Source organism: Bacteroides sp. AM16-13 (assembly GCF_003602705.1).
Lineage (GTDB): Bacteria > Bacteroidota > Bacteroidia > Bacteroidales > Bacteroidaceae > Bacteroides > Bacteroides xylanisolvens.
The window spans coordinates 194,828-207,379 of the sequence record NZ_QTLK01000001.1 but is presented as its reverse complement, the minus strand read 5'-3'; the positions used below and the strand labels follow the sequence as shown (position 1 = coordinate 207,379).

Below are 12,552 nucleotides of genomic sequence, written 5' to 3'. Positions count from 1 at the left end.
GAATCTATATGAAACCATTGTTTAAAATATATTTATGCCTCTTTGCAAGCTTGTGTTTTATTGCTGCTTGTGATGATTCGGATGAGGAAGGCATTTCTGGCTTCACCATCGATGCCCAGGAGTTCACCTTGGGTGCTACAGGTGGAATGGAGTCGGTGAAAGTGGCTTCGGGTACTAAATGGGTGGCAAAGGTCAACCAGCCTTGGGTGAAGGTGATGCCTGCTAATGGTGTCGGAAGCACTAATTGTGAGATTGTAGTGGATTCTACACTTTCTAATGATGTGAGACATGCTGTCGTGACGTTTGTACCGGAAGGACAGTCTAAGCAAGAACTGAAAATACATCAGACCGGATATGGAAAGATGATAGGTCTGGATAAATATGAAGTGGAAGTTGCCAGTATGGCTAACGAGGATAAAAGATATTTTGATATATCGGTGACTACAAATGTCAAATTCAAGGTCGATTATCCTTTGATGGGCTCTTGGGTGACTACTTCCAAAAGACAACCTGATATATCTTTGGATTATGGAGCTCGTCCCCGTACCATCAAGATGCGATTTAAGTGGGATATGAATACGGATCCGAAAGAAAGAATCGCTTCGATTAAGTTCCTTCCGGTGAACGAGGAAGATGAACTGGAGAAAGAGGTAGCTTTGACTATAAAACAGGAAGCTTCACCGGAAATAACAGATGATAGACGGGGAGATTCCATTGCTATTGTCATTGCAAGTACCAAATTGCGTTCAATGATAAGTTGGGATACCAGCGAACGTCTTGACTATTGGGCAGGCATAACCGTATGGGAGAGAACTGATAAAGGTGTGACTCCAGAACAAATCGGTCGTGTACGTTCTGTTGAATTCAAAATGCTGAATACAAAGGAGGAATTACCTGCTGAAATCGGTAAAATCAAATATTTGGAGACATTGGTTGTTGCTAGTAACACGAATACGCAGTTGCTTCCTGCTACTTATAGGATTGGAAACGCATTAAAGGGATTGCAGCATCTGAAGAATCTGACAATAAATGCGATGGGTATTACAACTATCTCAAAATCAGAATTAGAAGGATCTTGTCAGATTTTAACTAAATTGGATTTGAGTAGTAATAACTTTACGGCTATACCGTCTGACTTACAATCCAAAAACTTCCCGGAACTGACTCATTTGAGTTTGACAGGTAATCGTCGATACAGTTCAATTACAGATTTGAACGATACACGTGAAAATCTCGGCTTGAAATTTGATGCGAGTAATAATTATAATTTTAAGAACTTGTTGAAGTGGGAAAAACTGAAATCGTTGTCATTATCCTATAATTTGATATATGGGGAATTACCTACATTCATTAATTCATGGTCACATTTACCGGAAGTTCCTGCTTATACCGATGAAGATATTCAGAGTAACGATACATTAAACAGTGCAAGCGATGAAGTGAAGGAAAAATTAAAGACTATTCCAAGGATTCTGCCTAATGTCGAGAGGTTCACTATTAACTTGAACTTCTTGTCGGGAGATGATTTACCGGAATGGCTACTTTACCATCCGCGTTTCGCACGTTTCGATCCGTTCACTTTGATTTATACACAGGATTCTGGAAAGGATATGAATGGTAATGTTCCGGGATTTAAGAACGAACCTTCTAATTTGGAATGGTTTTACGAGCGTTATCCGAAAGCCAGACCTACATTAACTGAATATTGATTTGATTATGAAAAGAATATATTTAATTCTAATAGCCGCTGTAGCAATCACTTTTACATCCTGTTCCGACCGGGATATGGATACAGTGAAACCTGATACAGGACAGGGAGCTCCAATTATTAATTTACCCGAGGGAGCGAGCCAGGGAAAAATAATGGTAAAATTCAAACCGGAAGCGGCATCCTTTTTGGATGCTGCTGTAACTCGCTCTATCGGAGGTGCGATGACCCGTTCGGGAATTTCGGATATGGATATAATTCTACAACGAATCGGTACTCATAAATTGGAGCGTATTTTCCCGATAGATAACCGCACGGAAGAACGCACCCGCAAGGCAGGACTGAATCTTTGGTATGTTATCCATTTTGATGAAGATACGAATTTGGAGCAGGTGGCTAAAGATTTGTCGCAGGTAGCAGATGTGGCGAAAGTCCAATTTAGCCATATTATCCAACGTTCATACGATCCTAATGTGCGGGCAACAGTTCTCACCAAACAAGCAATGAGTCATGTGATGCGTAACACTCGCGCCATAAATGTCACACCGGATGATACCTATTTTAATCTACAATGGGGGTGTAAGAATGATGGTTCTATTCTTCAGAATGAAGACAAGAATGACAAGGGTGACAAGGTAGTACCTGCTGTAACGGGGGTTGATGTAAATTGTGGAGAAGCTTGGAAACTTTGTACGGGAGATCCTTCCATTATCGTAGCTGTGCTTGATGAAGGTGTGATGTATGATCATCCTGATTTAAAGGGGAATATGTGGGTGAATGAGGCCGAAACATTTGCTTCAAAGGAAGATGCTGATGGAAATGGTTATGCCGGTGACCGTTATGGCTACAATTTCACAGATGATAAAGGTTATATTTCTTATGATGACCCGAATGATACCGGACATGGAACTCATGTGGCTGGGATTATCAGTGCAGTGAGAAATAATGGTGAAGGTATTAGTGGTATTGCAGGAGGGGATAAAGCTAGTAATATAGGTGGTGTAAAGATAATGAGTTGTCAGGTGTTTTCCGGTTCTAAAGGATGTAACCTGTATCAGGAAGCGAAAGCCGTGAAATATGCAGCAGATAATGGTGCCGTTATTTTGCAGTGTAGTTGGGGATACAATTCGGGACTTGCCAATCCCATTAGCGGATATAGTCCGGGTTATACTTCTGATAAAGCCTGGGTAGACAGTGCTCCGCTGGAGAAAGAGGCTTTTGACTATTTTATTCATAATGCCGGCTCGCCAAATGATGTCATAGACGGAGGTATCATCGTGTTTGCTTCAGGTAATGAATATGCAGCTATGGCCGGATATCCGGGCGCTTATCCTGATTATATTTCGGTAGCGGCCGTAGCAGCCGATGGTACTCCATCCAGTTATTCTAATTATGCGCATGGAGTTTCTATCTGTGCTCCAGGTGGAGACAGTGATTATCATCAGAGTCCCAAAGGTAAAATATATTCCACAATACCATCTTCTGCCAGTGAAGATGGTGGGAATTATGGATACATGGAAGGAACGTCACAGGCTTGTCCACATGTTTCGGGAGTAGCCGCACTGGGACTTTCTTATGCTGCCAAATTGCATCGTCATTTTCGTGCAGATGAATTCCGTAAAATGATATTGGAATCTGTCAAGCCGGTAGAACCATATTTCACGGAAATGAAAGTATATTGGTACACAAATGCTTCATTTGGCCAAATTGCAGCCGGACAGATGGAACCTGCTGCTTATACAGGTAATATGGGTACAGGACTGATTGATGCCTATCAGTTATTGAAAGCTGTTGAGGGCAGAGGTGTCGAGATGACTGTTCCCAATATGTATGTGTCCGTTGGTGGTACAAGTAAGATCAATTACTCCCGTTATTTTAAGAATGGAGAGAATATGACTTTCTCATGTAAAGTTGATGATAGCTCGATAGCTGTTTTTCTCACTGCGGAAGACAACATTACTTTCACCTTGAAAGGATTGAAAGTGGGTTCTACGAAAGCTACCGTTACGGCGACTGACGGTACCAAGCAAGATTTCTTTATTACTGTTCGTAAAAACGATAGTTGGTTGTAAATGTGATTATGAAACGATACTTTACCGGAGCCATCAAGTATGGACTGTTCTTTTTCTTTCTTCTGTCTTCTGCGCATAGTTTTGCGCAGGAAACAGGAGGGGAGCAAGTCTTGCAGTTTGAATGTACTGCAATCAATATAGGGACTTTGTCGGAAGACGATGCGCCAGTAACGTATCATTTTAAATACTGTAATGTAAGTAAAAAAACGGTGCGTATCTCTAAGTTGACTACTTCCTGTGGCTGTACGGTAGCCAAGTGTAATAAAGACTTGGTACAACCGGGGGAACGGGGAGAAATCAATTTGATTTTTCATCCTAAGGATCAGGCTGGTGATTTGTATCGGGAAGCATTTGTCTATACCGATCTCTCCGGAAAGAAACCGATGATCAGGCTGGTACTTACTGGCAAGGTATCACCTACCAGCGACCAATGGAAGGGATATCCCGTAGCTATTGGGAATACATTGCGACTGAAACGGAAAGAATGGCAGATTAGAGTGCTTTCTCGAGAAGGAATGCAAGTGGAAAGATTCATTTGTGTCAATACAGGAAAGCAACCTTTAAATTTGTCAGCCTTGATGCTGCCGGAATACATTCGTTTTCGAACAGAGCCGAAAGTTATTCTTCCGGAAACGGAAGCCGACATGATTCTTTCTATTGATAGAAGTTTGTTGCCTCAAAAGAATGAAATTACATTTTGTTTGGTCTTGGACGGCATTTCAGTACGCCCTTCTGAACGGACAGTACAAGTGAAATTATTGTTACAATAATAAATAATATAAAATATGTATATGAAAAATATATTCAGAATAATGCTACTACTCACCACGATGCTGTTTGTGTCATGTGGGGATGATGATGAAGTAAAGCTTCCTGATACTAAGGATGTAAATTATGCGAATATCGCAGGAAGCTGGCGATTGAGTGAATGGAATGGAGAAAACCTGGAAGGTGACACACGTTACTATTATATAACGTTTGATCGGAAGGGAAAAGACGGAAAACGTTCTTACACTATTTATACGAATCTCAACAGTGCTACATCTGAGCAAATTCCCGGTTCTTTTCTTTTGAGTAAAGAAGATGATTACGGAGATATTATTAGCGGTACTTACTATTATCAGCTTGATACGGATGATGAATGGGAATATTCATACATTGTTTCGGGGTTGACTGATACTTCGATGATATGGACTGCCAAAGAAGATATGGGAGAAATGAAAGTTTATACTCGTTGTAATGAAGTTCCGGCAGATATCATAGCCGGAACAAGAGCTTCATTCTAGTTGTATTCTGTTTCTTACTTTATTGCCATCAGATTTTCTTGAAAATTGGGGCATCTTTTTATAATAAAACCGTTTAAGCAAATCTTTGTATTTAAACGGTTTTTATTTTTGTATTTATCTTTATTGGTACAAGACCGCACAAATAAAATCAAAGATTTATTTGGAAATAAAATAAAGACTTCTTATCTTTGCATTAGATTTATAATTGTAATGAATACAACTTTGAAAAGAAAGGAAGATAATGAAACCATACGATCGATTATTAGAGCATAATATCAAGCCTTCCATGCAACGCATCGCTATCATGGAATATTTGATGGAGCATCCGATTCATCCGTCGGCTGATGATATTTACACAGCATTGTCTCCTTCAATGCCGACACTTTCAAAGACAACGGTCTATAATACTTTGAAATTGTTTTCCGAACAGGGAGCGGCATTAATGCTTACGATTGACGAAAAGAATACAAACTTTGATGCGGATACTTCTGTACATTCCCATTTCCTTTGCAAACGTTGCGGACATATTTATGACTTGGAATGTCCGGAAGCGATTAAACAAGTGGAAAATTTGGAAATGGATGGTCATCAGGTATCGGAAGTTCATTATTATTATAAAGGTATTTGCAAGAATTGCTTAAGTAAAGATAAAGAAACACGTATTGACTAATTAATTTAAAATTGAGAAGAAAATGAAGAAATTTAGATGTACTGTATGCGGTTACGTTCATGAAGGTGACGCAGCTCCTGAGAAATGTCCATTGTGTAAAGCTCCTGCCAGCAAGTTCGTAGAAGTTGTTGAAGTAGAAGGTGGCGCATTGTCTTTTGCTGACGAACACGTTATCGGTGTTGCAAAAGGTTGTGACGAAGAAATGATTAAGGACCTGAACAATCACTTCATGGGAGAATGTACTGAAGTTGGTATGTATTTGGCCATGAGCCGTCAGGCAGACCGCGAAGGTTATCCTGAAGTAGCTGAAGCTTTCAAACGTTACGCTTGGGAAGAAGCTGAACATGCTGCTAAGTTTGCAGAACTGTTGGGTGACTGCGTATGGGATACTAAAACTAACCTGCAGAAACGTAAAGACGCTGAACAAGGTGCATGTGAAGACAAAAAACGCATTGCAACTCGTGCTAAAGCTCTGAACCTGGATGCTATCCATGACACTGTACACGAAATGTGCAAAGACGAAGCTCGTCACGGTAAAGGTTTTGAAGGATTATACAACCGTTATTTCGGTGATAAGAAATAATTAAGCCTAATAAACTCTTAAAAGGTCTGTATTCCACAACGAATACAGACCTTTTTTATTTATATTTGTCTATCAATTTTTAAATACCACAGTTATGAGAAAAGTACAACTATTGTTAGTTTGTTTAATGCTTTCAGCGGCTGCCTTTGCTGCTGATAAGGTGATTAAATTGCCGAAGCCTAATTTAAACCGCACTGGTGCGGTGATGAAGGCATTGTCTGAACGACATTCAACTCGCGAATATGCTTCGAAAGCATTGAGCCTGGCTGATCTGTCTGATTTGTTGTGGGCTGCTAATGGAATAAATCGTAAGGAATCCGGAATGAGAACCGCTCCGTCAGCGTTGAATAAACAGGATGTGGATGTATATGTAGTGTTGCCTGAAGGAAGTTATCTGTATGATGCTAAAAATCATCAGTTGACACTGATAGCTGCGGGAGATTATCGTGGTGCAGTGGCAGGTGGTCAGGCGTTTGTGAAAACAGCTCCGGTATCATTGGTTTTAATCAGCGATCTTTCTCGGTTTGGTGATGCCAAAAGTCCACGCAGCCAGTTGATGGGGGCTATGGATGCCGGTATTGTTTCCCAAAATATTTCAATCTTTTGTTCTGCTGCTAACTTGGCAACAGTACCACGTGCTTCGATGGACAATGAGCAGCTAAAGAAATTTTTGAAATTGAAAGATAGTCAGATGCCAATGATGAATCATCCTGTAGGATACTTCAAATAAGGATTCGCAGGAAGACTTATAAGCCGTATAAAGAAGATTTATAAGCCTATAAAAAAGAGTGACGCTATCTCTATCGGATACCGTCACTCTTTGCTTGTTATAGCGTCACTATCCTGACCGGATACCGTCACTATATTTTCTTCATTATTTCAAGAGAAATTCATCAATCGCTTTCTTGTAAGTTGCTTTATCAGCAGCTCCACGGAAAAGCTGTGGATCCCCTTTCATCGGAATGAACACAAACAATGGAATACTTGTAGCATTAAACAAAGCTGCCAGTTCTTTTTGTTTATCCACGTTAACTTTGTAGATGACAATTTTCCCTGCATATTCCTTTGCCAGTTCTTTCATGATAGGAGCTGTCTGACGGCAAGGTCCGCACCAGTCTGCATATAAATCGATGATGGCGGGCTTGTCGCCTTTGTATTTCCACTCCTTTGATTTCTCATAATCGAAGACGTCTTTCAGAAACATATCTTTGTCCATTACGACGACTTCACCGTTACCTGTTACCTCTTTTTTGCCTTGATTGGATTCCCCGCTGTCATTGAAAGCGTATACAATCACGCTTACCATGACAAGGGCTACCACTACTAATACTTTCTTCATTCGTTATCTTTATCTTTTTAACTATAATGCTTTTCAATAACCCCTTGCAGCTCGCTGCTATGGATTACGCCGGAATGTCTCCAGACAGCCTCTCCGTTTTTAAATAATATAAAGGTCGGGACAGCTTGTATGCGATATTTAGTAGCCAGGTCTTCATGCTGGTCAACATCTATCTTTGCAATACGTGCTTTATCTCCTACAATTAATTTTAGTTCTTCTAAAACTGGTTTCATAGCTTTACAGGGTCCACACCATTCTGCAAAGAAATCAACTAAAACCGGTACCGGTGACTGTATTAAATCTTCAAACTTTTCCATAATCTTTCCTTTCTTAGAGTTAAATAGCAGTCATTGGAGACTGCAAATATAAATCCTATTTTATTATAATAACGAAAAAAAGTCGTTTTTGTTCATGCAATAGTAATCGTAAGATTTGTGAAATAGTAATTAGGAGGAGTTTGTCTGAATGAGGATAAGTTGAAAAGAAAAATGGATAATGAACGACGATGTAAATCCATCAGGCTTCATTATCCATTTTTTCTTTATAAATGATTCTTCTGTTTATTCCACAATAGTCAATTCATCAATAATATGAGATGCTCCCGCATATTTGTCGATAATAAATAAGGTATAGCGGATGTCGACGCAAGCGGCTCGTTGTGAGGAAGGACGGAAAGCGATGTCTCCTGTCAAACCTTCAAAGTTGCGGTCGAAAGCAGTTCCTATCAATTGGCCTTTGCTGTTAAATACCGGGCTACCGGAATTTCCTCCTGTATTGTCGGTGTTTACAATAAAGCAGACGGGCATTTCACCGTTTTTACCATAGCGTCCATAATCCTGGGATTTATACAGTTCTTTCAATTTTTGAGGCACTACAAACTCCCAGTTACCCTGATCTTCTTTCTCCATTACACCTTTGAGGGTGGTATGAGCATCATACACAACACCGTCAGCGGGTTCATAAGAAAGTACCTGGCCGTAGGTCAAACGTAAAGTTGAATTGGCGTCCGGATAAATAGGTGTACCTTTTTCCTGTCTCATATCCATCATGCCTTTCACCCATACTTTATGAGCAGCGTCATAGTTCTGATTGGCTTCTTTCATGGCAATGGCTGTTTTCAGGATCCCGTCGGTAATAGAATATTTGAATAATATCATCCAGTCATATCCTATTTTATACAAACTTGGTTTCTTGATAAACTTTTCAAAGTTTTTAGGATTGCCAAAAATAGAATGTTCAAAGCAAGCATCGACGAAGGCATCGATACTTCCCTTGAAGCGGGAATTGATGATTTCGAAGATATTGATTCGTTGTTCCTCCGGAATATAGTTGGCATAAGTTTTCAGCATCTCTTTGGCAACCATCCGTTCTACTTCGGGGAAGGGGACAGAAGCAAAATACTTATCAGCTTCTTGCTTTAATTTTAGCTTCGCCTCTTTTATTTGCTCCTTATCTTTTGATTTCAGAGCGGCAACCAATTCCATCGTGGAAGGGATGCGCATAAAATCAAGGGCGGTGACCAATGCTTCATTGATAGCCTGCTGATGATAGATCGCGTCACGGCGATGAGCCACAATAGAACGAATCTCATCAAAAGCTTTCTGGTATGAATCATCTCCTTTTTCACGGCCACGGGCTAATAATTCCTCTTGTTGCGCACGTTTGGTATCCAGTACGTTGAGACGTACCAGTCCTTCATTCATACCGATGGCATTCTTCCAGTAGTTGGCTGATGAAGCATATTTGCTCGCATAATGAATACGTACGGCAGGATCTTTCAGCATTTGCTCCATGAGTACTTTCTGACGGGCTCCACGTACATGCTGGCGCATAAAGTTGGTCGTTTGCATCCGCTCTTCCACTTCGTCGGAAATCATATATCGCCAGTTACGTCCCGGAAATCCCATCACAAAGGTGAAATCTCCTTCCTGAACTCCGGCAATGCTGATTTTCAGGTGTTTCTTTACCTGCAAAGGAACGTTATCTTTTGAATATTTGGCTGGTTTTCCGTTCTTGTCCGCATAAATACGGAAAAGGGAAAAGTCACCTGTGTGACGAGGCCACATCCAGTTGTCGGTATCTGCACCGAATTTGCCGATGGAAGAAGGAGGAGCGCCTACCATACGAATATCACTGTACACCGTTTTGATGAACATATAATATTTGTTTCCTCCGTAAAAAGCCTTGAGCTCCAGTTTTGTTGCAGGAGTTATTTCTATGTTCTCTGCTTTGGCGAAACGTTCTGCCACGGTGTCCAGATAACTTGGTGACAGGTAGTTAACACCTTCCGGGTCCGGATCTTTTTTCAGTTGCTCATTGACGTAATCGGTCACATCCAGAATCCGGTCGATAAATGTAACGGTCAATCCCGGAGTAGGAAGTTCCGCGTCACGATTCATAGCCCAGAAACCATCTGTCAGGTAGTCATGTTCTACATTACTGTGTTGCTGGATAGCTCCATAACCACAGTGGTGATTCGTCAGTACCAGTCCTTCGGAAGAGATAATTTCTCCCGTGCATCCTCCTCCAAAGTGTACCACAGCATCTTTCAGAGAAAGACGGTTCGCGTCATATACTTCTTCGATCGGAATTTCAAGACCGAGTTCGCGCATGGCAACTGCGTTCTGGGTTTTCAGATCGGTTAGCATCCACATGCCTTCGTCGGCGTGGATGCTAAGAGTTGCCAGTGAAAATAGGACAAATAGGATTTGTTTTCTCATTTATTCTACGATTGTCATTTCATTAATCAGGTGTCCGCAGTTGCCTAACTTCTCCAGAATGAACAGGACATAACGGATATCCAGGTTAATGCAACGTTGCAGGTTGTTGTCGAAGTTGATGTCACCGCTCAATGATTCCCAGTTACCATCAAAAGCACAACCGATCAGTTCTCCGTTTTCATTCAATACCGGGCTGCCGGAGTTACCACCGGTGATGTCATTGGTGGACAGGAAGCAGACAGGCATATCACCGTTCGGTAAAGCATAACGGCCATAATCTTTCTTCTCAATCAGCTCTTTCAGTTTGGCGGGGACAACGAACTCGCGGTCTTCCGGATTTTCTTTCTCAAGAATTCCTTTAGTGGTGGTGTAATAGTTGTAGTGTACGCCGTCTTTCGGATCGTATGGTTTCACGTTACCATAAGTCAGACGAATGGTAAAGTTTGCGTCCGGGTAAGAAGGTACAGGCAATTTCATTTCGCCCAGACCACGAATATAAGTTTTGTGCAGCAAAGCCAGTTCCTGATCCATGTCCTTGAGCTGGGAAACCAGTTTATCCATCAAGTCATATTTAGATTGGCAGTATTGCAATGCAAGATCGTTGTCGATTGCTTTCACTGACGGCTTCTTTGTAAACTTCTCAAAGTTTGCGCGGTTGGCAAAAATAGAGTTGTCGTACATATCATCAACAAACTTGTTGTAATCGCCCTTATATTTCTGCTCAATTACTTTGTAGATAGACGGACGCTGGTTAGCCGGAACCATTTCCGCATATAACGGGAACAATGCTTTAGCAACTTTGCGGTCTACTTCATGGTCATAATCTTTGTTATGGATACTTTCGTAAGTGCTTTCCAGCGCTTTCATACGTGCTTCGATCACAGAGTCGTTCTTTTCAAGCAATGCTTCACGCGTTTTAGATAACATGACATTACCAAATTCGATAGCTCCGAAGAAAGTCTCTCTCAAACAAGTATATTGATAATTGAGAGGGGTTGTTTTAGCTACCAGGTCATCGATGTTCTTCACGACTGCCGCATATTCGGCATTGTTTTGTGCCTTTGCAAATTCTGCGAATTTAGCTTCCTGTGCAGCTTTCGTTCCCAACACATCATTATCGATGATGGCTTTATTCATACCGATGGAGTTTTTCCAATAATTGCTGGAACCCGCATACTTGTTAGCATACTGAATACGGATTTTGTCACTGGCATTCATCACTTCTTTCAGGACAGCCAAACGAGCGCCACGAATACGGATACGCGGGTCGTTCTCCGATTCCATACGTTCTTTCACCTCTGATACAGTCAGGTAACGGCTCGTGCTTCCGGGGAATCCCATAATCATTGCGTAATCTCCTTCTTTCAACCCTTTGATAGAGATAGACAAATGTTTCTTTGTTTTCAGGGGAACATTGTTTTCACTGTATTCTGCCGGTTCACCGTTCGCGTCAGCATAGATACGGAACATGGAGAAGTCGCCGGTATGGCGCGGCCACATCCAGTTGTCTGTCTCGCCACCGAACTTACCGATAGAAGAGGGGGGAGCAGCTACCATACGTACATCCGGATATATTTTCTTATAGAAAAGATAGAATTTATTTCCGGCATAGAACGGAAGAGCCTGCGGAACAATTCCTTTTTTGTCTGCCAGGTCACTTTTGAAATAAAGGTCATGAGCCAGCTTTTGAAGGAATGTATTGCTGAATGATTCGGATTCGGTGATTTCCTTTGCCGCAATCTTGGCATTGACAATGTCTGTAACATCTTCGATACGTTCGATAAATGTAAATTTCAGTCCCGGAGTAGGAAGCTCCTTGTCTCTGGAAGTAGCCCAGAAACCATCTGTCAGATAATCGTGCTCAACACTACTATGTTGCTGGATGGATGCGTAGCCACAGTGGTGATTGGTTAGAATCAAACCTTCGGGTGAGATAATTTCTCCCGTACATCCACCTCCGAATATACCTACGGCATCTTTGAGAGAAACGCCGTTTGGATTATATAAGTCCTGGGCTTCTAGTTTTAATCCCTGTTTTTTCATCATATCTATGGAATGTTGCTGTTGCATCAATTGCAATAGCCACATACCCTCATCCGCTCTAACGGAAAATACAAAAAGCGCAGCCAGCGCTACCAGATAAAATCTTAGTTTGTTCATTATTTAATGATAAA

The 12,552-nt window shown here is 41.3% G+C and carries 11 protein-coding genes; 7 read left to right on the top strand and 4 right to left on the bottom strand.

Annotation, left to right across the window (positions count from 1 at the left end; translation table 11 throughout):
• Nucleotides 1-8 precede the first annotated feature (8 nt).
• The 7 genes from DW173_RS00820 (at nucleotide 9) to DW173_RS00790 (ending at nucleotide 7,049) form a co-directional block, all read left to right on the top strand.
• Nucleotides 9-1,709 (top strand): BACON domain-containing protein, encoded by a 1,701-nt coding sequence (locus DW173_RS00820; protein ID WP_087318200.1) that lies wholly within the window; start codon nucleotides 9-11, stop codon nucleotides 1,707-1,709.
• 7 nt (nucleotides 1,710-1,716) lie between these two features.
• Entirely contained in the window at nucleotides 1,717-3,780 is a 2,064-nt protein-coding gene (locus DW173_RS00815; RefSeq protein WP_087318199.1) for a S8 family serine peptidase, read from the top strand.
• An 8-nt stretch (nucleotides 3,781-3,788) separates the two neighbouring features.
• On the top strand, nucleotides 3,789-4,550 hold the full coding sequence (locus tag DW173_RS00810) for a DUF1573 domain-containing protein (RefSeq protein ID WP_049703397.1): 762 nt from the start codon (nucleotides 3,789-3,791) through the stop codon (nucleotides 4,548-4,550).
• A 21-nt stretch (nucleotides 4,551-4,571) separates the two neighbouring features.
• Nucleotides 4,572-5,066, top strand: coding sequence for a lipocalin family protein (locus tag DW173_RS00805; RefSeq protein ID WP_225472761.1), 495 nt, complete (start codon nucleotides 4,572-4,574; stop codon nucleotides 5,064-5,066).
• A gap of 241 nt (nucleotides 5,067-5,307) precedes the next feature.
• Nucleotides 5,308-5,736 carry a Fur family transcriptional regulator gene (locus DW173_RS00800; RefSeq protein WP_004312036.1) on the top strand — a complete coding sequence of 143 codons (429 nt, stop codon included), beginning with the start codon at nucleotides 5,308-5,310 and terminating at the stop codon, nucleotides 5,734-5,736.
• 22 nt (nucleotides 5,737-5,758) lie between these two features.
• Nucleotides 5,759-6,319 (top strand): NADH peroxidase, encoded by a 561-nt coding sequence (locus DW173_RS00795; RefSeq protein ID WP_004297333.1) that lies wholly within the window; start codon nucleotides 5,759-5,761, stop codon nucleotides 6,317-6,319.
• 94 nt (nucleotides 6,320-6,413) lie between these two features.
• The gene (locus DW173_RS00790; protein WP_008021781.1) at nucleotides 6,414-7,049 is read left to right on the top strand and encodes a SagB/ThcOx family dehydrogenase; all 636 of its coding nucleotides are present in this window, start codon (nucleotides 6,414-6,416) and stop codon (nucleotides 7,047-7,049) included.
• 144 nt (nucleotides 7,050-7,193) lie between these two features.
• On the opposite strand, the gene DW173_RS00785 is transcribed toward DW173_RS00790, so the two are convergent.
• The 4 genes from DW173_RS00785 to DW173_RS00770 all read right to left on the bottom strand — a co-directional run bounded on the left by DW173_RS00785 (nucleotide 7,194) and on the right by DW173_RS00770 (nucleotide 12,538).
• Nucleotides 7,194-7,658, bottom strand: a complete 465-nt coding sequence (locus tag DW173_RS00785) for a thioredoxin family protein (RefSeq protein ID WP_008021783.1) — start codon at nucleotides 7,656-7,658, stop codon at nucleotides 7,194-7,196.
• 17 nt (nucleotides 7,659-7,675) lie between these two features.
• Entirely contained in the window at nucleotides 7,676-7,975 is a 300-nt protein-coding gene (gene trxA, locus DW173_RS00780) for a thioredoxin (protein WP_004315954.1), read from the bottom strand.
• Nucleotides 7,976-8,218: 243 nt separating this feature from the next.
• Complete coding sequence (locus DW173_RS00775) at nucleotides 8,219-10,378, bottom strand: S46 family peptidase (RefSeq protein WP_120143414.1); 2,160 nt, start codon at nucleotides 10,376-10,378, stop codon at nucleotides 8,219-8,221.
• Complete coding sequence (locus DW173_RS00770; RefSeq protein ID WP_009040909.1) at nucleotides 10,379-12,538, bottom strand: S46 family peptidase; 2,160 nt, start codon at nucleotides 12,536-12,538, stop codon at nucleotides 10,379-10,381. It abuts the gene before it with no gap.
• Nucleotides 12,539-12,552 lie beyond the last annotated feature (14 nt).